We start from the raw sequence: 24281 nt of genomic DNA on the forward strand, positions 1-24281 counted from the left end.
AGACTTGGATGAATTGTTATCCAAGAAAAATGTTCAAGTATCAGACACCATTTCAGATGTATCGGGGTGGCTAAATTAAATTTGCAATTTGCCATATAAAAAAAATCAAAGAAAAAATTAAATAATTAATTTTTTTATACATTTAATGCTCTTTTTGCAGCTTCAACGGTCTGCTTCATTAACATAGTTCGAGTCATTAAACCAACGCCACCTGGAACGGGCGTGATTAAACTAGCTACATCTTTGACTGAGTTAAAGTCAACATCACCATGTAACTTGCCCGCAGCATCACGGTTCATGCCTACATCAATTACAACAGCACCTGGTTTTACATCGCCAGACTTTATAAAACGATCTTGACCAATTGCTACCACCAAAATATCTGCATTTTTTACTAATTCTAACAAATTTTTAGTGCGAGAGTGAGCAATAGTCACGGTTGCATTAGCCATTAGTAATAGCTGAGCGATTGGTTTACCAACGATATTACTTCGGCCTATGACTAGAGCGTTCTTACCTTCAATTTCAACATTGTAGGCTTTAAGCATTTCCATAATACCAGCTGGTGTTGATGGAAGCATCAAGGGATGACCAGACCAGAGTAAGCCCATGTTTGTTGGATGAAACCCATCAACATCTTTCTCAGGAGAAATTTTCATCAAAACTCGTTCTTCATTAATATGTTTAGGTAAAGGAAGCTGAACAATAATGCCATGCCAATTTGAATCTTGATTGTATTTTTCAACCGTCTCAAGTAATTCTACTTCAGTAATTGTTTCAGGAAGACGAACTATTTCAGATTTAATGCCTATCTTGGCTGCGTCCTTTTCCTTACCTGAGACATAAATTTTGCTAGCAGGATCGTCCCCCACTAAAATAGCAACCAATCCCGGTTGAATTGGCATAGATGCGACCACAGTCTTTAATTCAGACTGGACCCTTTCTGCTAGGGCTTTTCCATCGATAACTGTCATACAATTATTATAACAGAATAATAAAAATAGACCTTCATAATTGTTGAAGATCTACATAAGATAAAAGTTAATGTTCAATTTAATCAAATTAAATTAATTTTTTGGAAATCTGGGTCCCAGCCTGCATAATCCTGATGAATTTCATCAATTTGAGCATAATCAACTATAACTGATTCAACTTCAAAATGATCAACATGTCCTCCAAATTTTAAATCATCGCTCATAAAATGAAGATGATAAGTAGGTCCGTAAAAATTAATTAAATGTTCTGGACTCGCAATACCAAGCAAAATCCCTGAAACATTATCTTGTGAATAATGAACTTGACGAGCTAAAACTTGATCATATGGTCCTTCATTATTTTCAAGTTTATTTGCAACTTCCATATGCTTAAAAGACCCTCTAACTTTTACCGCATATAGTGAGTTTTTTTTAAAAATTTTCAAAAGTTTTGCATAGAAAACTTTTGAACTCATGTTTTCTAGAAGCACTGATTCAGTCTCGTGAAGCTCAACTAGAGCAACATAAGGCATTGTCTCATACTCTTTCACTTCTCTAATTTGTCCTTTAGCATCACACAGATACGCAACCCCATCAATGATTGTGACTTCACCAGATGCACCATCAAGTGTGGCAAGGCCATCATTTCCATAATTCATCACATCCTTCCATGACGTCGTTCCTTTATAGAAACCGGATGCGAGAGTTTGATATGTATTATGTTGAAAAATTGAATTTTTTTCCATTTATTAATAATAACATTCAAACAGAAACGGGATAAAAAAGGAGCTCAAATCTTTTGAACATTATTTTTTAAATGTAGAAAAACCAGCTTTCATGCTGGTTCTATGTTTAGTTTGTTGGCTCTTCAAAATTTAAACTCTTCGAAATTTGATTAATGTCCTGATCAAGCTTGGCTTTACGATAGGAGCGTGGTATGAATTTTCTAATTTCATCCTCATTAAATCCAATCTGTAGTTTATAATTATCCAGAATGAGTGGCCGTCTGAGGATAGTTCTATTATCCTCAATAATATTAATCAAGTCATTCATCGAAACATTATTGAAGTTAACCTCTAGTTGAGAATAAGCCTTACTGCGTTTTGAAATAATATCTTCAGCTCCTTCATCAGTTAATGATAAAATCTTGAGTATATCTTCTTTGGTGATGCCATCAGTCAAAAGATTCACTTCTTTAAACTTAAGCTCGTGAGCGCGAAGCCATTCCTCAGCTTTTTTACAAGAAGAACAGGATGGCATCGAATAGACTATAATCATTGGCCTCTCTCCTTTTGGTAAGCTATGCAAAAAGTTTACCAGATTTTGTATAAGCACTTATACCTTAACTTCATTTTACAAGACATTGCTGAAAGCCCCCTTAAATGAGAATAGTCTATTTTTTAAATCAGATGCTAATTAATCTAATCAAGATATTTGCGATAAATTCGATCAGACAATAGGCAGAGAATTTCATAGTTAATGGTTTGGCGCCATTTTGCAATATTGTCGACAGTAATTACATTATCACCATCTTGACCAATAAGGGTTACAGGTGTACCAATTGGATAAATTTTATCAAGTTTGATCATCATCTGATCCATTGCCACACGACCTACAATTTCGCAGAACTTACCATCAACAAGGACACTAAAACCTTGCATATCTCGTGTCCAACCATCTGCATAGCCAATAGGGACCGTACCAATAAAAGTTGGCCCATCTGCCACAAAGGTGGCACCATAACCAATTGTCTCTCCCGCTTCAACTTCTTTGCAGTGATAAATTTCAGACTTTAAGCTAAAGGCTGGTTTTAACTCGTATGGAAGTTTGAGAGAACCATTACTTGGATCAAAGCCGTAAAGGCCTGCACCTAGGCGTTCGATATCTTGAACTTGGTTATCGTGCCAGAGAGCAGCAGCTGAATTAGTTGAGTGTACATATTTAGGACGACGGATAATTTTTGAAAGGACATTATTAAAACGACTTACTTGTCTGTCAAAAATCTCTTGTGAAACTTCATCAGCAGTAGCAAAATGAGTAAAAATGCCGTTGAATTCCATACCACACTCATCCATAAGATCAATCATGGCATTAGTTTCTTCAACTGTTCGAGCCCCAAGTCTGCCCATACCTGAGTCAAATTTCAGATGAAGTTTAAGGCCTGCAACCTCTCTACCCGTAGAAACGATTAGCTTCAACCATTCTAAACTTGGAGCAGTCAGGGTTATATTGAGTTTCAAAGCATAATCAACATTGTCTGGCACAATTCCGGATAAAATTAAAATTTCCTTGCCAATTCCAGCCTCACGAAGTTCAATAGCTTCATCAAGATTTGACACACAATAGCCACCAACTAAATCTTCTATAGCTTTAGCAACTTTCACCACACCATGACCATATGCGTTTGCCTTAACGGCTGGCCAAAACTCTGGAAACTTTCCATGTGCTGCTAAATGGTCACGCACAGTAATCAAATTATAACGAATTGCTGACAAATCAATGGTAGCAGGTGTGTGACGATGTGGACTTGGTTTCATTTTCTAAAATCTCCTTTATTTCCATAATATTTTCAAACATCTCTCAAACTTTTTCCAAGATAACAATTGCCGTGGCTTCTAAGCGACTGTGAGAAATCGAAAGTTGCACATTTCCAACAAATGGAGGATTCAGAAAGCTTGGATTTCCCAACTCATTGTTTATGATTTCCAAATCTAAAAAGTGCAAATCTGACCCAATACCTAATCCGATGGCTTTTGAAAAAGCCTCTTTTGCGGCCCAGCGACCAGCTAAAAATTCGATCTTTCGCACCTCGGTATCAAAACTCTCATATTTAGCTTTTTCGTTTGGTCTCAAAACTTTTTCTATAAATCTGGGATGGGTAAGAGCTTTTTCAATTCTTGTCAATTCAATATTATCAACACCAATTCCTACTATCATTCTCTTACTCTTTCCATATCTTTTTAAATTAGTATAACAAAAATCTGCTAATGCAGGTTTTTAATTATTTTTTAATAATTTAAAAAGTTTAATTTGTGGACCAGCCAAAGCACGTGTCTTAAGATCTTTTTCTGACAACCAAGCTTGATTATGAATCATCAAACCGTCTTTTGTGATCACATCTTCCAACTGGCAGACAATGAGACGAACATGCCATTTGAGATGGGAAAAGATATGACTGATTTCTCCAATTTCTTCAAATTTTACGATTTGATTCCTTAATTCTGAAGGAAGTGTCACCTCTGCATTTTCTTCAACTTCTACAAGAGGAAAAGTCCACATATCTGCAAGAAGTCCTGCTGATGGACGTTTAACCATTAAATATTTATCGCCTAGCTTGATGGCAAATGCCTGATAATAAAGCTGTTTTTGCTTTATTTTCTTAGATTTTACTGGAAAATTTTCTTGATTTCCTGTTTGAAATGACTGGCAATAATCTTTTAGAGGACACACATCACACTTCGGTGATTTTGGATGACAAATGGTAGCTCCCACATCCATAAGAGCTTGATTAAAATCTCCAGGACGGTCCTGCGAAATGATTACTCTTAATTTTTCATCAAAAATTTTCCTTGACGATGATTTTGAAATATCATCAGAAATTTCAAAAAGACGAGAGGTCACTCGAAAGAGATTGCCATCTATCGCTGGCTCGGGAGCATTGAAAGAAATGGAGCTGATTGATGCAGCCGAATAAGGACCAATTCCTTTGATAGAACGTATTTCATTTATCTGGGTAGGAAATTTGCCCCCAAATTCATTCATTACTTGCTGAGCACCAGATTTTAAATTTCTAACACGTGAATAATACCCGAGCCCCTCCCAAAGTTTCAAAAGTTCTGCATCATCAGCCTCTGCTAAATCTCTCAGAGTTGGGTATTTATCTATAAAACGTTTATAATATGGAATAACTGTCTCAACCTGGGTCTGTTGGCTCATGATTTCCGAGATCCAGATCTTATAGGGCTCAAGCGTCATACGCCAGGGAAGTAGCTTTTTATTTAGATCGTACCAATTCAGTAAGTCTTTATTAAAATTCTCAATTTTTGTTTGTTTCATTCAAGTATTTCTAATTGGACTTTTGAAGACCAACTGGTTCACTTTCTTTTAAAGCTTCCCACTTTACATTTGATTCTTCTTCAATTTGACTCTCTGAACTATTCGTAAGCCCTGAAAGTTTAACTTTCACCCGTTCTGCAACTTCGTAGGGTATTCCCGCTTCGGCTATTTGCTGAACAGTTGATTCTTCAATTGCTTTGAGATTCTTAAATTTAGTCAAAATCTTCTGCTTACGTTTTGGGCCAAGGCCCTCAATACTGTCCAATTTTGAAGAGAAAGTATTCTTTCCTCTCACTTGTCGATGGAAGGTAATGGCAAACCGGTGTACTTCATCTTGAATACGCGTTAGAAGGAAAAACTCCTGAGACTGACGTGACAATTCTACAACTTCTAACGGATCCCCAAAGAGTAGTTCACTGGTCTGGTGTTTATCATTCTTCTGCATTCCAGCTACGGGAATATCAAGTCCAAGTTCATTAAGAACTTGCTTGGCAATATTCACTTGCCCCGCACCACCATCCATGGCAATCAGGTCAGGTAAAATTCCACCTTCATTAAGCGCTCTTGAATAACGACGACTCAAAACTTCTCGCATAGAAGCATAATCATCCGCACCAACAACATTTTTTATTTTATACTTCCGATAATCTTTCTTTGATGGCTTACCATCAATAAAGACCACCATGGCTGAGACAGGTGAAGTTCCCATGATATTCGAATTATCAAAGCTTTCAATTCGATGTGGAGTTGGAATTCCAAGAATGTCTCCAAGATTTTCTATAGCACCCGTAGTTTTAATGATATCTCGCTCAGCCAATGAAAACTTCAATTGAAGTTGAGTTTGAGCATTCTTCGTTGCCATCGCAACAAGTTGCTTCTTCTCACCTCTTTGTGGTTGGATAACTTTAATCCCCTCTCCTACAATTGCCTCAACAGACTCAACATCAATGTCATTTGGAATATAGATTTCCTTTGGCTTTATATGATTAAGTTCAGAATAAAACTGACCAACATAAGTTAAAAAATCATCTTCAACATCATTGTAATAAGGAAAGAGATTAACATCACGCTTTATTAGTTTGCCCTGACGAATAAAAAAGACTTGGACGCACATCCAACCATTTGAACAATAATAGCCAAATATATCACGGTCTCGATTATCTAGATTACGCACTCTTTGCTTCGTCCTTAAGATACCAATAGATTTAATAATGTCACGATATTCGGCTGCTTGTTCAAATTCTAATTGAGATGCCGCTTCTTGCATTTTAATATGCATTTCATCGATAATCTCATTATCATCAGATGATAAGAATTTCGTCACTTGCTGTGTCATCTCAAGATATACTTGCGGATCAACATGATTGACAACTGGGCAAAGGCACTGATGAATATGATAGTAGAAACAAACCTTTTTTTCATTCAAGCTGCACTTGCGAAATGGAAAAATTCGATCGAGCAAGTGTTTTATTTCATTAGCAGCCCCAACATCTGGATAAGGGCCAAAATAATGAGCACCGTCTTTTTTAACTTGTCGTGTGATTTCAAGACGTGGATATTTCTCATTTGTGATTTTAATAAATGGATAAGACTTGTCATCTTTAAGTAAGATATTATATTTTGGCTTATTTTCTTGAATCAAATTAATTTCAAGTAAAAGAGACTCAATATTCGATCCCACAACAATATATTCAAAATCTGCAATTTCAGAAACCAAGAGTTCCGTTTTGGTGTCATGTGACCCATGGAAATAGGAACGAACACGACTTTTTAAGTTTTTTGCTTTACCAACATAAATAATCTCACCATTTTTATTCTTATGAATGTAACATCCTGGTGAATCAGGTAAAAGTTCTAACTTTGCTTTAATAACATCGTTCATTGCCATAAATTATAGCATTTTTTTGGGTTCATTTTTCCTTTTGTAATTATTATATTTTTTTATTATGTGTAATTTGAAAATATTTTCAATCATTTATGTAAAATTCAATCTAAAAATTGTAATTGCCGAATAAATGTTCGTTAGTAATATACTGTCAGATATTCAAAAGGTACTTTCAAGAATCAAGCCCTTTTAATAAACAAGCAGCAAAATATTTCATTGATGGAAAATCAAAAAACAACTCCGTATTTTCAAATTCCAAATACAACTTTCTTTAGAAGTGAATAGCACGTTTGAAATAGAATCCATTATCTTAAAAACGTTGCTACGATTTAGAATTTTTATTGAAATTAAGAATGCATGTTTTCTCATTTTTATATCAACAATCAAACTAAGTTATATTTTGGTACCACCTATTTAATCCAAATTATTTTATCGTAAAGCCTTGTAAGAGCAAATTCATAACCTTAACAATCAAAACTACTTCTTAATGTTTATACAAAATTTTCAAATATTAATCAAAATCACAAACTGATCTTTTTCTTGATTTTCCTTAATCTCTAAAGGAACTAAATTACCAGTTGTTAAATCAATGCAACCTATCTATCAGAGTAAGATAAACAACTAAGAGATGACCAATTTCAAATATATAGTTATCGTCCAACTCAAAATTATTGACATGTGTCCACCATTCTGTTAAAATTACCAAAAAGTGACACAGTGTCATTTTCGTGTCATTTTTAAAAAATTTACAACACAAGAGTTAAAAATGCCTAAAGAAACCTATTATTATTTACCAGACGAAAAAAAAACACGCGTTTATCTTGCATGCCGTTCAGAATTTGAAACACATTCTTACCATGAAGCAAAGATTATGCATATTGTGAAAGCACTAAACATACCGAGAGGAAGCTTCTATCAGTACTTCGATGATTTAAAAGATTGTTATTTCTATGTTTTGTCTAAAGAAACTATCGAAATTCATGACTTGTTTTTTGAACTCATAAAAAAACATTCTCTTGAAGAGTCCCTTGAAAAATATAAATATATCTTGCTTGAAAACTTATTACATAGCTCAAGCTATAATCTTTACAGATACCGTTTTTTGGACTGGAATTATGAATTAGAAAAAGATTGGAAACCTAAAGGAACTAAGACTGTTTCTTCTGTTGAACTTAACAATCCACTAATTCAAGTATTAAAAGCTGTTATACATGACATTGTCCATCGTCTTTTTTCTGAAAAGTGGAGCGATGAAGAATTTATTACCGTTTACAACCGTGAAATTGGATTGCTTAAGCAAGGCTTAACCGCTTATCTATCACACGGGTAAAATAAAAGAATGGAGAAAGTATGTTTCTTTCAATAAGAGAAATTTTTTACAATAAATCTAGATATATTTTAATTAGCATAATCATTTTTTTAATTGCTTATGCTGTATTTATACTATCAGGATTATCCTTAGGATTATCAAACCAATTTAAACAGGCGGTAGTTGACTGGAATGCAGAAAAAATTGTACTCTCTAGCAGTTCAAATAATATCATATCTGCTTCACAAATTTCAAGTCAAGATTTAAATGACATCAAAGGTGGCGAAACTTCTAGTTTATCTCTGTTCTCAACTTCTATTCGCTCTAGTAAAGATAAGCGCGTCAATGTCAGTATTATTGCAACTCCTGAGGATTCTGTTATTAAACCTCAGCTTCTTCAAGGAAAAACTTATAAAAAGGATAACTTAGAAATTATTGTATCAAAATCACTTATTGACAAAGGATATAAAATTGGTCAAAAGATAAGCGTTGGAGATAGTAATATTCAGTTAAAAATTGTAGGATTCTTTAAATCCTCCACCTACTCAGCAGCACCTGTTATTTATACATCATTTCCCATTTTATACAAAATTGAAAATATAAAACAAGCAAGCAAGGCGGCACCTGTCAACGCAGTGGTTATAAAATCTGGTAAGGTCACTATTCTTAATCAAAATAATAATCAACTTAAGATAATATCAATTTCTGAATTTATTAATGATATTCCAGGTTACTCTGCCCAAAACATAACATTAAGTGCAATGATTTATTTCTTATTTTTGATTGTGTTGCTTATTATCGGTGTTTTTATGTATGTTATTACTTTACAAAAAATCCCAATTTTTGGAATTATGAAAGCTCAAGGAATTTCTAACTGGGTGATCATGCAATCTATTCTTGGTCAAGCATTCTTTGTAAGTTTAATCGGTGTTGCTGCTTCATTTGCAGTTAGTTATTTAACAAGCTTCATTTTACCAAGTGCAATGCCTTTTGAAATTAGCGCAAGTAATTGGATGTTTTATAGTGTTGTACTGATTGTAGTATCTGTCATAGGTTCTATTTCATCAATATTTACAATCATAAAGATAGATCCAACTAAAGTAATTGGAGGATGAAAATGAAAACTATACTTAAGATGGAGAACATTACAAAAAACTTTGGGTCTGGTCATACTGAGATAAAAGCTTTAAAGGGAATAAGTTTAGATGTTAAACAAGGAGAATTCGTATCAATAATCGGACCTTCTGGGTCTGGAAAAAGTACATTTCTAACTATTGCAGGTGGACTACAATCGCCTACATTTGGAAAAATTTTAATTAATAATATAAATTTTACTAATATTCCTGAAAAAAAACGTTCAAAATTAAGATTCAAAGAAATTGGATTTGTCTTGCAAAGTTCAAATCTTATCCCTTATTTAACAATTGAAGAACAGTTTATTTTGGTTGATAAAATTAACCATCACACCAATAATGATGACAGGGGAACTGATTTACTTAAATCACTTGATATATACGATTTGAAAAAAAAATACCCTAGAGATCTTTCAGGTGGGGAAAGGCAAAGAGCTGCAATAGCTCGTGCGTTATACAATAATCCTAGCCTACTTCTTGCAGATGAACCAACAGCTAGTTTGGATACAGAACACGCCTATCAAGTCGTTGATCTTTTAAAAAAAGAAGCGCATCTAAAAAACAAAGCAACAATCATGGTAACCCATGATCAGAGAATGATTAAAAATAGCGATCATATTTATCAGATTGAAGACGGATTTTTATCCAAACTGTAATGTGTAACAATTTTAAAGAAATATTGTACATAAATTTATTTTGCTTCTATATTTTAGTAAATGACAGCTTCAATTAACCTAGTCTTTAATAATTAAAGCAGAATTTGATTATTTAACCTTCTTAAACTATGATTTATCAAGGATATAATTTTGACAACAGCTTTAGCCGTTGTTTGTTACCTTTTATATTACAATAGTCTGGCATCTGAACTTCTTTTATACTTGTCTTCTTACAAATTCAAGCGTAAAAAATTCAGACGCTTTTTCTTTGTTCAAGTGGCTAAACTAATTTTACAATTTACCAATCATAGTTAAAATTATATTTCAAGATTTTTAAGTAATAAAATAAATTGAAAGTTTAATAAAAAATCGTAGCCAACTGACTACGATTCCAAATTATTATTGAATTTCTATCCGATGGTTTGTGGTGTCCGCCTTTGATTTTGGTAAATTAAGTGTTAAGACACCCCCATCATATTTGGCTGTGACAGCTTCACGGTCAACATTTGGCAAGCTGTATTGACGACTATAACTTCCATAATAACGTTCACTGTGAATCACTTCACCTGAATCATTGCGAACTTCATCTTCACTTTCTTGCTTACCACTTACACTTAAGATGCCATCATTGTAATCAATCAGGATATTTTCTTTCTTCAAACCTGGTAGGTCAATCTTAACTGTATAAGCCGTGTCAGACTCAACAACATCTGTTTTCATCGTCATCTGACGGGTAGAGTTAGGAAAATCAAAACCATTTTTGAAGAAATTTCGTCCAAAATTACTAAAGAAATCATTTCCGAAATCCATCCAGTTGTTTTGACTATTCATCAAATCGTTTGACATTATTATACCTCCTCTATGAAAGGTTTTGTTTTTTTTATTACCTTTCACCTATAATTATATTCAAAATTTACAAAATATCAAGAGTCTAACTCTAAAAATTAGCACTATTTTTTAAAGAGTGCTAATTTCCACTCTTTGATCCCTGAAAATTTAGTTAATTCAAAAATAACACTGTATATGACAAAAATACGTGATAATCGAAACGTATTCAGTTAATATTTTTTTACATATTAAAATTTCTCAAACCTTTAAATTAATAAAACGGCAAATTAATAAAACCTAAACTTTAATACAAAATACAAGCACTATAATGAACGGTTCTTGCCACATTCCTGAAATCTACGGGAATTACTTATCAAGAAATTCAAATATTAATTCATAAAATGACTTACCCTCTACAAGATGATACAAAAAAACTTATGAGAGTAACAAATAATTGTAGAAACCGACTATTATTAAAATTTTTATTTCTCTTTGAGCTATTAATTTCATCACAAAGTATCCTTAAAAACATAAATTTATTTTCAGATTTAATAAAAATTCCGAAAAGTCAAGTTAACTGAAAACGTTATATATAGCAAATCAAAGTTAATTTTTGTTCATTTTGTTAAAATCTAACTATTGATATAAAACAATATAGTCAAAAGAAAGAAATAAAAATGGATTTTCAAAAATTAGTCACTGAGCGTCACGCTGTTAAGAAGTTTAATGGCAAAAGAATCTCTACAGAAGAGATAAAACAAATTATCTCTACAGCAAGCCTGGCACCAAGTGGAATTAATATCCAAAGTTGGCATTTTGTCATCGTCGAGTCTAACGAAGCACGCGCCGCATTGATCCCTGAAATTAACCCTTCAAATCAAAAACAGATTCAAACTGCTGGAGCAGTTCTTCTGCTCTTCGCTGATCCTGATTATGCTGGACTGTCGCGCTTGATTGCTGAACGTGCCGGTGATAGTTTGTCTGAGATTGACAAGGAACGATACATCAAACGCTATGTTGCATATGTTGATAGCTTTAGCCCAGAATATCTTAATACATACATGAGCTGGACTTCTGGGTTAATCACAATGAACCTACTATATGCAATATATAATGCCGGCTACAAGGGAAATGTCGTTCGTGGCTTCAAACCTCAAAAGATTAACGAAATCTTAAATATTGATGCTCGTTTCCGCCCAGAGTTCATAATTCCATTTGGCTCATCTGATGAAACTGGTGAGGCTAGCTTTCGTTTGAGCCTTGATGATATTGCTGAAGTTCGCTGAAAATTTCATATTAATTCAAAAAAGATTTGACAATAATTGAATGTCAAATCTTTTATTTATTCATAAAATTATACTTTGAATTTTAAAAAGATCTCTTTATTGTGAGTACTTTGAAATGATATTGTTATACCAGAATTATAAATGACTGGCTTTCTACTTTGCTTAAAATAAATTCAGTAATTTCTTTATCTTTCAAGATTTATTACAGAAGAAAATACCGCAAGACTTCTTTTGTATACTAAATTTGTTTTTTTAAAATTGTAAAATTAAGTTAGCTACTTGGGGAAAAAAACTGAAACCTTTATACTTGAATTTGGAAAAACAAAGTAGAAAGGATTTAGACGCAAGATTATTTAACATAAAAGCTTAACATTTAACACTGATTAAGTGCCATCAAATTGAACGTTGACACAATAGGGATAAGCTGAGTAACCGCCGGATCGTTCAACTCTTAAATAAAGCTCCCCCGACAATCAATAATGAGCTTCGTAAAGTAAAAGTGCATTCAAAAATAAAGACCAAGTATTCTGCAGAGGTGGCGCAAGCTTCCTATGACACAGGTCGAAAGCATTGTGGACGTCCCTCAAAGTTCACAAGGCTTGAATACTTTGATTTCAAAGGGCATCCGAGAGAAATTATCACTTGAAGTCCTTTCTCATAAGCCTTCCCATCGTGTCTGTTTACAAACACTCTATAATTGGATTGAAGCGGGCCGCCTGGATGTAAAAGCCCATGATCTCCTTTATCCCGACTATAAAAAGGTAAAGAATTTGGACATTACGAGATTGATACCGTCCTTCTAAAGAAAATGAAGGGGAAGGGGGCTGTCTCCTGACGCTTACAGAAAGAAAAACACGGCCAGAGTTGATTCGATTGATTCCAGATAAGTCTGCTCAGTCCGTCAACACAGAATTTTTAACACTTCAACAGGAAGTTCAGTTCAAACGCATCACTTCGGATTATGCGAGCTTTGAGCGTGTAAGCAATGAGAACCAAAATCCCATGATCCGACGTTTATTTGCCTAAGGGACATGAGCAATGACAAAGAAATTTGTGACCTTTATTAAAGGTTGGATTAATTCTTGCCCAAGAAAAATGCTCAATTATAAAAGTTCGAACCAAATGTTAAGACTGGCTAACTTATAATTGCAATTACTACTGATTAAAAATGCTAAAATAATGCTTATAAACTATACTAGGAGGTGTTTAAATGAAAATATTAATTGTTGGCGCAACTGGACGTGTTGCTGCTAAGCTAATTGCACAATTAGCTCTGGAAGGTCATGAAATTTTGGCTGGTGCTAGATCTCCTGAAAAAGTTTTAAAGGATCATCATGTTACACCGCTAAAGTTGGATTTGCATGATGATCTAGAAGCTTTATCAAAGATTGTCAAGGATGTGGATGTGATCTATTTTGTCGCTGGATCACGTGGAAGAGATTTGTTGCAAACAGATGCTTTTGGTGCCGTTAAAATAATACAGGCAGCAGAAAAAAATCATATTAACCGGTTTATTATGCTTAGTTCTGCTTTTTCTTTGGAACCAGAACAATGGAAGAATCAGGGTATAGAAAGCCTCTTGGATTATAATATTGCTAAATTCTTTGCTGATAACTATCTTGTGCACCAAAGTAATTTAGACTATACAATCTTGCAAGCTACCGCTTTGATTGATGGAGAAGGATCTCACAGAATTAATCTCAATGAACATAGTAGCAGTAAAAATACAATTCAAAACGTCGCTGAAACATTGGCTGCCATTATCAAGTTCAATAACACTACCAAGAAAATAATTAAAATGAGTGATGGCGTAACCCTTATTGATGAAGCTTTAAAACAAGTATAATTGGCCCCACTTAAGTTGGTTCGATAATCCCCTTAAATGTATTTTAATGTTATTCATAAATAGAAAACACTCTTCAATATCCTTGATTCATAGATATTGAAGAGTGTTTTAGCAATAACTTAATTGGTAAAATGTGTATGCCATTTGCAGAACGGACAAAAGGAATTTGAATCTTACATGCTCTAGGAAAATGGCGCAAAAATATTAGAAGATTGTTTACTGCAGAGTCCCTCTTACTCGGGTTTTTCCCAGCATTTCTAGGATTGCCGCGACAGCATACCTCTTCAGTATATTATTGAACAACTTTATCTACGATTTAATTAAATTTAACATAGTCCAGATTAATCTAGCTAATCTTATTTTTTCTATTTTAGTCTCACTCTTTATCTCATTACTTGCTGCATTATTACCTATTCTCCAAAAACATAAATAAAATAAAAAGCATTTCATGGTTGCTGGCCTAAATACTAACAACCATGAAATGCTTTTTTGTGTTCAATTATGAAAGACTATTTCACTTTAATCACTATTTTTCCTCTAGCATGACCCTCTTGACTCTTTTTATGTGCCTCTCTTAATCCTTCCGCAGTCAATGGATATACACTATCTATAATTACTTTTACTTCATCTGCAACAATCAAATCTCCCAGTTTCTCTAATTGCTCGCCATTTGGTTGCAGCCACCAATCCGAAACTTCTTTCGAGCTTGCTTTTTGCTCCTCACTTGGCTTTCCAGCAATCGTTACAAGTCGTCCATTTTCTTTCAAGATTGCTAACCCATCATCAATTGCATTGACAGTATCAAATACAGCATCATAGTTATTTAATACAGCATCAATTTTTGCCTCATGATAATCTATGACTTCATCTGCTCCCAAACTTTTTAAAAATTCATGATTTTTTTTGCTCGCAGTAGTTGCAACATAAGCCCCTAAATGTTTGGCAATCTGAATAGCAAACAAACCTACGCCTCCAGCTCCACCTTGGATAAGAACTTTATCACCCTTTTTTACCCGCAAGCGATCCACAATAACTTGCAGAGCAGTTAATCCTGCTAAGGGCACTGCGGCAGCCTCTTCAAATGTGATTTCATCAGGTTTGAGAGCCAATTTGTCTTCCTTAACAGCTACATATTCCGCATAAGTGCCCTTTTTCCCATCAATATAAATATCTGGTCTAGCAAATACCTTATCGCCAACCTTGAAATTAGTAACCTTGGCACCTACTTGCGTAATAACTCCTGCTGTATCCCATCCAAGAACTATTGGGAATTTCCATGGAAACATTCCTTTTAGATGTCCTAATCGTGCGTTCCAATCAATAGGATTAACACTTGTTGCATAGTTTTCAACAAGTACTTCATCCTCTGCTAATTCTGGAATTTCTAACTCAATTTCTTTCAAGTTATTTATATCACCATACTCTTCAATTGCAATTGCCTTCATTAATAGATTCACTCCTATAATTAATAATATTCATTAATATTTTAATTATACTATTTTAAAAAACAAGTAAAGCAAAAAGAGCCTTGATGAGATTAAAAGTCTTTTAAACTTGTATAAAATGTTTGCATAAAGATCGCTACCTTGTTACATACTCACGTATTAAATAATGAGATTCATGTGGCAGAAATTATAAACAATCAAAATGCCCATGCTTGCCACAAAAAAATTGTGAATTTTGATGAAGATTAGTAAAAATACACAAAAGAAAAAGGCTCCAAACCCTTTTAAAAATTCCTATTATGGATTATTCACGAAAAATAGAGAACAAAAAAGAGCACATGTGTTTCACGCTTATGGCTGCTTCCGTCAGGACCTGACCAACTTCACAAGACACACATTGCTCCGTTTTTTATTATATCATAAAACTTTATTTTCGCCTAGCTTTAAAAAAGTCTTGCATAATTTCAGCACATTCTTCTTGTAAGATGCCTCTTTCAACTTGTACACGATGGTTAAGACGCTCATCTTCCAAAATCTTATAAAGGCTTTCAACAGCCCCAAATTTTTGATTTGCAGTTCCGTAATAAACTTCTGGAATACGGGCTAGACCGATAGCACCAGTGCACATAACACAGGGTTCAACAGTCACAAAGAGAGCACAGTCAATCAGACGCCAATTTTGAATGCTCTCATTGGCTTCATCAATTGCATTGATTTCAGCATGGTGAGTCGCGTGTTGGTCAAGCTCACGTCGGTTAAAGCTTCTACCAATAATTTTTAGTGGAGAATCAGGTACTCGTTCAAAAAGACCTGAAGGCATTTTTTGTTTATCAACTTGAACGATTACTGCACCAATCGGTACTTCTTCATTTTTTACGGCTTTCTCTGCTTCTGTCAATGCCTGATGCATGAAATAAATTTTCTCATCCTCAGTGAAGGTTGTCAAAGGTAAACTCATAGTTGCCATTTCAAATGTGGCTTTGCGAGTTCTACAATGACAGCATCTCCAGCCACTTCCTGAGCTTCCTCAACTAACTTATCTAAGTCAGCTGTTTGTGATAAATGAGAGAGTACAAGTCGTTTCACCTTAGCTTCTCTTGCAATTTTTCCAGCTTCATCACTAGACAAGTGGTTAAGCATATTATGTTTATCTTTTTGGAAGTAAACATCAGCCAAAAATAAATCAGCGTCTTTGGCAAATTCAGCGAGTCCATCAAAATATCCTGTATCCCCTGTATAAACCAATACTTGACCCGTTCGACGTTCCACTATACGCATTGCATAATTCACAACAGGATGTACTGTCTTCAAAAATGTTACTTCAAAAGGTTTGATTCTATTTACAGTACTCACATCATAGGCATGACCTTCAGAAACATTTTCTAGACTTAATTTTGAAAATTCATAATCATTTTCATCATGACCATAAATTGGAAGTATCATACCATCCCAACCGTCTTTACCAATAGGGTAAAGCTGTCGATATTGACGAAGCACACCTAAATCTGCAATATGGTCTTCATGATAGTGACTTAGTAAAACAGCGTCTAACTGCGTCGGCTGCAACTCATGTTCCAATTCTGTCACAGCACGGCTGCCACAGTCAAGCAACATATTAAAGCCAGATTCAGATTGTAACAAATAAGATGTTGTACCGGAATCTTCTGTAGGATAGCCACCCCAAACACCCAAGGCAATTAATTTCATCTTTTTCTCCCTTGAAAATTTTTTACATAATTATTTTATATGGCTTTTATAATTTATGCCAATCACAGCATTTTCGGTTCACGAATAAAATTGTTGCTACTTTGATACCTATTAATTTTAACAAAAAAAACCCATTCGGGCTTTTTTTATAATATCAAATTTAAATTACTTCAACAAATCTTCCCAATTCAAGTCTGCAAATTGGTCAGCCAATGTAATTGTTTCAGCAGGTTCAGAAGTGAAAGTTTCAGATGGGCGCTTATTTTCACGACGTCCACCACGTGGCTTACGATCTTGACGGTCTGAACTTTCATTATCATTATCACGTTTAGCACGTGCTGGAGCTTCTTCCAAAGCCTTAATTGATAATGAGATACGCTCTTCTTCAGGCTTAACATCAAGAACTTTAACTTTTACAGCTTGACCAGCTTTAAGCACATCTTTTGGATTTTCAACACGTTCCCAAGAGATTTGTGAAACGTGAACAAGTCCTTCAACTCCAGGGAAGATTTCAACGAAAGCGCCAAAATCAGTTAAACGCTTAACAGTTCCGTCTACAACATCACCTTTAACAAGCTTCGCTTCAATACCATCCCATGGTCCAGGCTGTGTAGCCTTCAATGATAATGAGATACGTCCAGATTCAGCATCAAGACTCAAAATCTTTACATTTACAACATCACCAACTGATACAACATCTGATGGTTTTTGGATACGACCATGAGTTAACTCAGTTATGTGGACAAGTCCATCTACACCACCAAGGTCGATGAAAGCACCAAATTGAGTTGTGCGTGCAACTTTACCTTCAAGGATATCACCAACATTCAAGGCAGCAAATACTTCTTTACGGGCTTCAAGGTTTTCAGCTTCAATTACGACACGACGATTCAAAATGAAACGTTGTTCAGCAGCATTGATTTCAATGATTTTAGCTTCAATTTCTTGACCTTCAAATTTCTTAGTGTCACGAACGAAGTAAGTATCAATCATTGATGCAGGAATAAATCCACGTGCACCATTATATTCTACAGAAAGTCCACCTTTAACAGCTTTCAAAACTTTAACTGTTACAACGTCACCTTCAGAACCTTCAATATCAGTCCAAGCTTTACGAGCTGCAAGGCGCTTAAGAGAAAGGAGATATACGTTAGCACCTTCTGATTCTTTACCAACGATTTGTTTAATGACCATCAAATCAAGAACGTCACCAATCTTAACAAATGTGTTGATATCAGCATCTTTTTCGTTAGTGATTTCACGAAGTGTTAGGATACCTTCAATACCAGTTCCAACGATAGAAACAGTTGCTTGATCGTTATCTACTGTAAGAATTTCTCCTTTCACAATGTCTTTCACTTTAACGTCAGAGACGCTATTTAGCATTTGTTCAAATTCATTCATTAATGAAATTCCTCCTACTTCCCCACGGGAAGCTATTTATTTTTTGGGATTTGTTGGTAAAAACCATACTTACTTATTTTCCCACAATCTATTGCTTTTGTCAAGATAGAAGGTCTATTATCGTACTGGATTATTGAATGTCCGGATTCTCAATTTGAATTTATTTTGTAAATATTTTTTTAAGCCGAATTTCTCTTAAAATCTGGTTAAATAAAAAAGTTACCCATATAAAGGTAACTAAACTTGATTAATATTAAGAGTACGACTTAATTACAAGACACATAATTTTTATTCGTCTTCTTTATTCCGTGACATTGATTCTTTAACTTTTGAAGTAATACCTTCAACGGTTTCTTCAATGTTATCAACAATTTCCTTAACCTTACCGGTTACTTTATCTATTGAGCCTTCAGTCTTGACTTTTTGATCACCTGTAACCTTACCAATTACTTCCTCAGTTGAGCCTTTCAACTGCTCTACTTTGGAATCAATTTTGCTATCAGACATATAAATACCCTCCTTAATTTCTAATGATTCGTTCTTCCTAAAAAGAAAGAAACAACAGCAACCACAATTACAGCGCCAGCTATAGATGGAATTAACGCCATACCTGCTAGTTTTGGTCCCCATGTTCCAAGCAAAGTTTGACCAACGAATGAACCAACAAGACCAGCTAAGATATTTGCAATCCATCCCATCGATTTTCCATTATTGGTAATTGCCCCTGCAATTAATCCAATAATGGCCCCAACGATTACCGACCAAATCATAAAGTACCTCCTTAGAGTATATTATAGTACTGTTTCAGTATAACACAGTTTGTGAATATTGTGAACAATAATGCTTATTTTAAATAATAAAGGTAAAATCTTTACTCTCCTTACATTTTAAAATTATAAAAACAACTTATCAAATCTTATCATTTATATTTTATCAAAAATACTCCAGTTTTAAAAATTTCACTCTAAAAAAACTTCCTAAATATAAGCAGATTTTTTTAAGTTTTAGTCATTCTTTGCTAAATTTCGAGACTATTTTTTTAATAATTGTTTTAAAAATCAAAATATCTTTTATTTTTGGAACTAATATACGTGATCCTAGTTACACTTTAGCTGTTACTTATTTTTTCTTTTGAATTTAAAAAATTCAAACAAATAAATCAAGCAATATCCTTGAACTTTCTATATAAATGGATTACAATTACATCATAGTTTACATTTGTAAATCAAAGTGTCGTTGTAATTTCAAGGAGGATTTTCGATGTCAAGTACAATCAAGGCAGGTGTTGCTGCAGTAAAAGTTTTAGAAAATTGGGGAGTCAAAGATATTTATGGAATTCCCGGAGGCTCAATTAACTCGCTTATGGATGCCTTGAATGAAGAAAAAGAAAACATCCACTATGTTCAAGTAAGACACGAAGAAGTTGGGGCAATGGCTGCAAGTATGCACGCAAAGTTTACTGGGCATATCGGGGTTGCATTTGGATCAGCAGGGCCTGGAGGTACACATTTACTTAATGGATTATATGATGCCCGTGAAGATGCTGTCCCAGTACTAGCAATAATTGGCCAATTTGGAACATTTGGAATGAATATGGACACATTCCAAGAAATGAATGAGGATCCAATTTATGCAGATGTTGCGGTTTACCATAGAGTAGTCATGACTGGTGAGTCGCTTCCCCACATTATTGATGAAGCAATACGCCAAGCATACAGCAAACACGGGGTATCAGTCGTGCAGCTACCAGTAAATTTGGGATGGCAAGATATTCCAGCTGATAGCTGGTTTGACGCCAGTCAAACCTATATTCACCCAACATTATCAGATCCAGATTTTGAAAAAATTGACAAAGCAGCAAAACTCTTATTTGAAGCAGAACGGCCACTGATTTTTGCGGGTATTGGAATGCGTGGATCAGGAGTGGAACTTGTTGAACTTTCAAAAAAGTTAAAAGCTCCTATTATGATTTCAGCTTTAGCAATCGATGTGGTTGATCAGGATTATAAAGCATTTTTGGGATCAGCAATTCGTGTCTCTCGCAAACCTGCAAATGAGGCAATTGCCAATGCAGATACCGTTTTAATGTTAGGAACTAACCAACCCTTTATTGATGTAACCAATATGTTTGAGCATGTAAAGCATGTTATTCAAGTAGATACAGATCCAGCAAAGTTAGGGAAGCGACAACGAACTGAGGTAGCAATCTTGGCAGACGCCAAAAATGTTGTCCAAAGCTTAATTGAAAAAATACCTGAAAAGGAAGATACTCCCTGGTACCGTGCAAATGTTAAAAATATTGCTAATTGGAAGATTTATACGGATCAATTAGAACAGGACACTCATTCTCCTTTAACCATGTATCAGGTTTATCATGCAATAAACAAGGTAACCTCTTCTAAAGCAATATTTTCAGTTGACGTAGGTGATGTGACAATGACTTCTGTCCGTCACCTACGTCTGGGCAAAAACCAAATGTGGCGTACTTCTGGATTGTTTGCAACAATGGGAATAGGAATTCCTGGTGCTATTGCGGGTAAGCTTGATTTTCCTGACCGTCAGGTTTGGTCGCTTTCAGGGGATGGTGCTCTTTCTATGGTTATGCAAGATTTAGCAACCCAAGCTCAAGAAAAATTAGGAATTATAAATGTGGTATTCTCTAATGAGCAGTTTGGCTTCATTAAAGATGAACAAGAATCAACTAATAATGGTTTTTTAGGTGTTGAGTTTTCAGGCATAGATTTTGCTAAAGTCGCTGAAGCTACCGGGGTAAAGGGATATACCATTACAAAAGTTGAAGAATTGGATGGGGTTTTCTCACAGGCTGTAACTGAAGTTGCAAAAGGTCACCCTGTTTTAATTGATGCAAAAATTTCGAACGAAAGCCCATTGCCTGCTGAAGCTTTAAAATTAGAGCCACTGCAGTACTCATCTGAGGAAATTTCAGAGTACAAGGAGCGATACCATGCAGAGGTTCTTGAACCTTTCTCTAAATATCTAATTGAAGAAGGGTTAACAGGTTCTGATAAGTCAGAAAATATAGGTGGATTTTAGAAAAGGTGGTTATATGAGATGATGAATTCATTTTAGCCTGATGATTACAATTTTGATTTTCTTTATGGTTTATTAACGTCCCATAATTTAATGCAATATCAATTAAAGTTAATAACTATCTTTACTTAAATTCCTTGATAATACTTTTCATAAGGATGTTACTTAGGAAGATAATAAAAATTCCTATCAGCTTATGCTTGATAGGAATTTTATTATCTTCCACTACTATTTTTATTAGGGAAGAAAGAAACTATTTAAATTAGATATTAGAAGTATGAATTACTTCATTTTCATCAGTAGACAATACTTCGTGGAAAACACGTTCAGTCAATTCTTGTTTTTGTTCTGATGTAAGGTATTTAGTATTAACACAGTAACCAGAGATACGAACAATAACATCTTCACCACGCATGATCTTGTCATAGACATCTTTGAGATCCATAACGTTCAAGTTTACATGTTGACCTGCATATTCTGTACCTTGGATCAAAGCACCTGGTGTGAAGTAACCATCAAGGATTGCTACTAAGTTAGACACTTGTTCCTCAGTTGTCTTACCAAGGGCACGTGGTGAAACTTGAGTAGTCAAAGAGATTCCATCATTAGCATCTTTGAATTCCAATTTAGCCAATGAACGAAGGTTTTGCAACCATCCACCTTTAGCCTTATTTGATGGGTTAGCACCTGGCGAGAAAAACTCAAGTCTTGACTTGTTAACAGTGCCATCCTCATTCAAGAAGACACCCTTATGAACTGGTGAGTTACCTGTTTGCTTAGAGTAAGCTACGTTTGAAGTAATAGTCAAAAGTGATACTGTTGCTTCTGCATTCTTATAAAGCTTGTGGCTTGCAAGTTTTTCATGGTACATCTTCATAACCATCTTAGCAATATCATCTGCACGGTCATCATCTTCACCGTATCGAGGATAGTCACCTTCAACTTCGTAGTCATAGATATAGCCATTCTCATCACGAAGAGTCTTTACCTTAGCATATTTGATAGCTGATAATGAGTCGACAGTATTTGCAAATCCACAAATACCAAAGCCCATATTAATACCGACTCGTGTAGGAAGAAAAGCCATTTGAACAGCTTCATAGTTGTACTTATCAGTCATGTAGTGAATTATATTCATCGCATCAACATAAGTATCAGTCAACCAGTCAAGAGATTTATCAAGATTTTCAAAGACTTCATCATAGTTAAGATATTCAGAAGTTACAGGAGCGATATCAAATACTTTGTAATCTTTATGAACATCATCGTAACCACCATTAAGTCCTGTCAACATAGCCTTCAAAACGTTAACACGTGCACCAAAGTATTGGATGTTATGACGAGCTACTTCTGATTCTGGATCAAGTGGAGACACACAGCAAGAGATACATGACATTTCGCCATAACCTTCTTTTGCCATTGTATCAACACCCTCATATTGGATAGAAGAATGCTTGTGACTCATACTCATAGCATAATGTTTGAAGGTATAAGGCAATTTAGAAGACCAAAGAACAGTTAAGTTTGGCTCTGGTGCATTACCGATTGTATCAAGTGTGTTTAAGAAACGGAAGTCCATCTTAGTTACACGATGACGACCATCATTACCCATACCAGCCATAGATGTTGTAATGAAAATTGGATCACCAGAATAAAGTTCATCATAGGCTCCAGCACGAGCAAATTTAACAGTACGAAGTTTCAACACAAAGTCATCTACGAATTCTTGAATTTCTTCTTCTGTAAAAGTACCACGAGCAAGGTCACGTTCAGCAAAGATGTCTAGTACAATTGGCACACGTCCAAGTGAAGTAGCAGCGCCATTAATCACACGGCAGACAGCCATGTAAGCAATATTTACCCATTGGATTGCTTCTTTTACATTCATTGCTGGACGGCGTACGTTGAGTCCATAAGTGTCTGCAAACTTAGCAACTTGATCCAATGCAATATATTGCATGTTGATTTCTTCTTTTAGACGGATATTTTCATCGTTGATTTCAGTAATTGCATCCCACTCGCGAGATTTTTCTTTCATGAGGTAATCTGCACCATAAAGTGCTAAACGCGCATAAACACCAACGATTCGACCACGTGAGTAAGCATCAGGCAAACCAGTTACAGTGTGAGCATGACGAGCCTTACGGATGTTTGAAGTGTAAGCACGGAAAATACCGTCATTTACAGAAGTCATAGTTTGTGACAAAACATCATGAAGTTGAGGATCAACAGCAAGTCCATGCTCAGTCAAAATCTTTTCTGCAACACGAAGTCCGCCTTTAGGCATGAAATTCAAGCGGTAAAGTTCCTTGTTTTGCATACCATAGATCAACTCAAGGTTTTTATCATTTGCATCTATATATCCAGCAGGAATTTTGTCAATAGAACTTACTACTTCAGTATCAAACGGGAAACCAACTTCTTCATAATGAGCTTTAGTATCTTCAATAATTTTTTTAACTTTAAGTGTACGAGCTGTAGCACCTGCTAAAAAGCTCTCATCGCCATCATATGGTGTGTAATTGTCTTGGACGAAACGGGTTACACTCGCTTTATCGCGCCAATCAGTGCCTGTGAAACCGTCCCAGGCTTGTTCGAAAACGTCGTTAGTTACTTCGACTTTCATGATGTTTGGGTCTCCTTTTGACTTACATAGTCAATTTATTTTTACAAGATAATTGTAGCACTTCACAAAGACTGT

At 34.9% G+C, this 24281-nt stretch carries 21 protein-coding genes, 1 other RNA gene and 1 pseudogene; 7 read left to right on the plus strand and 16 right to left on the minus strand.

Translation table 11 applies throughout. The annotated features are described in order from the left end of the window. Nucleotides 1-134: 134 nt before the first annotated feature. From HNQ37_RS05470 to uvrC, 7 genes are all read right to left on the minus strand, one after another. The gene (locus tag HNQ37_RS05470) at nucleotides 135-974 is read right to left on the minus strand and encodes a bifunctional methylenetetrahydrofolate dehydrogenase/methenyltetrahydrofolate cyclohydrolase (protein WP_183540112.1); all 840 of its coding nucleotides are present in this window, start codon (nucleotides 972-974) and stop codon (nucleotides 135-137) included. Nucleotides 975-1057: 83 nt separating this feature from the next. Further along, nucleotides 1058-1720, minus strand: coding sequence for an acetolactate decarboxylase (locus tag HNQ37_RS05475; protein ID WP_183540114.1), 663 nt, complete (start codon nucleotides 1718-1720; stop codon nucleotides 1058-1060). A gap of 106 nt (nucleotides 1721-1826) precedes the next feature. Then, nucleotides 1827-2252: a transcriptional regulator Spx gene (gene spx / locus HNQ37_RS05480; protein ID WP_183540116.1), complete on the minus strand. Its 426-nt coding sequence runs from the start codon at nucleotides 2250-2252 to the stop codon at nucleotides 1827-1829. Between the two features lie 143 nt (nucleotides 2253-2395). After that, a complete protein-coding gene (alr, locus tag HNQ37_RS05485) occupies nucleotides 2396-3511 on the minus strand; it encodes an alanine racemase (RefSeq protein ID WP_183540118.1) in 1116 nt (371 codons plus the stop codon). A 43-nt stretch (nucleotides 3512-3554) separates the two neighbouring features. Continuing rightward, nucleotides 3555-3911: a holo-ACP synthase gene (acpS, locus tag HNQ37_RS05490; protein ID WP_183540120.1), complete on the minus strand. Its 357-nt coding sequence runs from the start codon at nucleotides 3909-3911 to the stop codon at nucleotides 3555-3557. A gap of 60 nt (nucleotides 3912-3971) precedes the next feature. After that, a complete protein-coding gene (gene mutY / locus HNQ37_RS05495) occupies nucleotides 3972-5030 on the minus strand; it encodes an A/G-specific adenine glycosylase (protein WP_183540122.1) in 1059 nt (352 codons plus the stop codon). Between the two features lie 10 nt (nucleotides 5031-5040). Next, a complete protein-coding gene (uvrC, locus tag HNQ37_RS05500) occupies nucleotides 5041-6912 on the minus strand; it encodes an excinuclease ABC subunit UvrC (protein WP_183540125.1) in 1872 nt (623 codons plus the stop codon). Nucleotides 6913-7681: 769 nt separating this feature from the next. Here uvrC and HNQ37_RS05505 point away from each other — a divergent pair. From HNQ37_RS05505 to HNQ37_RS05515, 3 genes are read left to right on the plus strand one after another with little or no spacing between them, the layout of a single operon-like run. Next, nucleotides 7682-8245: a TetR/AcrR family transcriptional regulator gene (locus HNQ37_RS05505; RefSeq protein WP_183540127.1), complete on the plus strand. Its 564-nt coding sequence runs from the start codon at nucleotides 7682-7684 to the stop codon at nucleotides 8243-8245. A gap of 20 nt (nucleotides 8246-8265) precedes the next feature. Then, nucleotides 8266-9339: an ABC transporter permease gene (locus tag HNQ37_RS05510; RefSeq protein WP_183540129.1), complete on the plus strand. Its 1074-nt coding sequence runs from the start codon at nucleotides 8266-8268 to the stop codon at nucleotides 9337-9339. A gap of 2 nt (nucleotides 9340-9341) precedes the next feature. Further along, nucleotides 9342-10013, plus strand: a complete 672-nt coding sequence (locus tag HNQ37_RS05515) for an ABC transporter ATP-binding protein (RefSeq protein WP_183540131.1) — start codon at nucleotides 9342-9344, stop codon at nucleotides 10011-10013. 399 nt (nucleotides 10014-10412) lie between these two features. Here the strand turns inward: HNQ37_RS05515 and HNQ37_RS05520 are convergent, their stop codons facing one another. Next, nucleotides 10413-10859, minus strand: a complete 447-nt coding sequence (locus tag HNQ37_RS05520) for an Hsp20/alpha crystallin family protein (RefSeq protein WP_183540134.1) — start codon at nucleotides 10857-10859, stop codon at nucleotides 10413-10415. A gap of 659 nt (nucleotides 10860-11518) precedes the next feature. On the opposite strand from HNQ37_RS05520, the gene HNQ37_RS05525 reads away from it, so the two are divergent. The 3 genes and pseudogenes from HNQ37_RS05525 to HNQ37_RS05540 all read left to right on the plus strand — a co-directional run bounded on the left by HNQ37_RS05525 (nucleotide 11519) and on the right by HNQ37_RS05540 (nucleotide 13973). Next, a complete protein-coding gene (locus HNQ37_RS05525; RefSeq protein WP_183540135.1) occupies nucleotides 11519-12127 on the plus strand; it encodes a nitroreductase family protein in 609 nt (202 codons plus the stop codon). Nucleotides 12128-12506: 379 nt separating this feature from the next. Then, nucleotides 12507-13273: pseudogene (locus HNQ37_RS08700) on the plus strand (transposase). 64 nt (nucleotides 13274-13337) lie between these two features. Then, on the plus strand, nucleotides 13338-13973 hold the full coding sequence (locus tag HNQ37_RS05540; protein ID WP_183540141.1) for an NAD(P)H-binding protein: 636 nt from the start codon (nucleotides 13338-13340) through the stop codon (nucleotides 13971-13973). Nucleotides 13974-14482: 509 nt separating this feature from the next. Here the strand turns inward: HNQ37_RS05540 and HNQ37_RS05545 are convergent. The 7 genes from HNQ37_RS05545 to HNQ37_RS05575 all read right to left on the minus strand — a co-directional run bounded on the left by HNQ37_RS05545 (nucleotide 14483) and on the right by HNQ37_RS05575 (nucleotide 19299). Further along, on the minus strand, nucleotides 14483-15418 hold the full coding sequence (locus HNQ37_RS05545) for an NADP-dependent oxidoreductase (RefSeq protein WP_183540143.1): 936 nt from the start codon (nucleotides 15416-15418) through the stop codon (nucleotides 14483-14485). A 316-nt stretch (nucleotides 15419-15734) separates the two neighbouring features. Continuing rightward, nucleotides 15735-15832: signal recognition particle sRNA small type (gene ffs / locus HNQ37_RS05550), an RNA gene on the minus strand. A 13-nt stretch (nucleotides 15833-15845) separates the two neighbouring features. Next, nucleotides 15846-16376: a nucleoside deaminase gene (locus HNQ37_RS05555; protein WP_246415607.1), complete on the minus strand. Its 531-nt coding sequence runs from the start codon at nucleotides 16374-16376 to the stop codon at nucleotides 15846-15848. Continuing rightward, a complete protein-coding gene (locus HNQ37_RS05560) occupies nucleotides 16373-17125 on the minus strand; it encodes an MBL fold metallo-hydrolase (protein ID WP_183540145.1) in 753 nt (250 codons plus the stop codon). Before HNQ37_RS05560 ends, HNQ37_RS05555 begins: the two co-directional genes overlap by 4 nt. 165 nt (nucleotides 17126-17290) lie before the next feature. Beyond that, entirely contained in the window at nucleotides 17291-18529 is a 1239-nt protein-coding gene (gene rpsA / locus HNQ37_RS05565; protein ID WP_183540147.1) for a 30S ribosomal protein S1, read from the minus strand. Nucleotides 18530-18817: 288 nt separating this feature from the next. After that, entirely contained in the window at nucleotides 18818-19036 is a 219-nt protein-coding gene (locus HNQ37_RS05570; RefSeq protein WP_183540149.1) for a CsbD family protein, read from the minus strand. 20 nt (nucleotides 19037-19056) lie between these two features. Then, nucleotides 19057-19299 carry a GlsB/YeaQ/YmgE family stress response membrane protein gene (locus HNQ37_RS05575; RefSeq protein WP_183540151.1) on the minus strand — a complete coding sequence of 81 codons (243 nt, stop codon included), beginning with the start codon at nucleotides 19297-19299 and terminating at the stop codon, nucleotides 19057-19059. Nucleotides 19300-19789: 490 nt separating this feature from the next. Between HNQ37_RS05575 and spxB the strand changes: the two genes are divergently transcribed. After that, entirely contained in the window at nucleotides 19790-21583 is a 1794-nt protein-coding gene (gene spxB / locus HNQ37_RS05580; RefSeq protein ID WP_183540153.1) for a pyruvate oxidase, read from the plus strand. Between the two features lie 259 nt (nucleotides 21584-21842). On the opposite strand, the gene pflB is transcribed toward spxB, so the two are convergent. After that, the gene (gene pflB, locus HNQ37_RS05585) at nucleotides 21843-24206 is read right to left on the minus strand and encodes a formate C-acetyltransferase (RefSeq protein WP_183540155.1); all 2364 of its coding nucleotides are present in this window, start codon (nucleotides 24204-24206) and stop codon (nucleotides 21843-21845) included. Nucleotides 24207-24281 lie beyond the last annotated feature (75 nt).

It is taken from the genome of Lactovum miscens (assembly GCF_014202895.1).
Classification (GTDB): Bacteria; Bacillota; Bacilli; order Lactobacillales; family Streptococcaceae; genus Lactovum; species Lactovum miscens.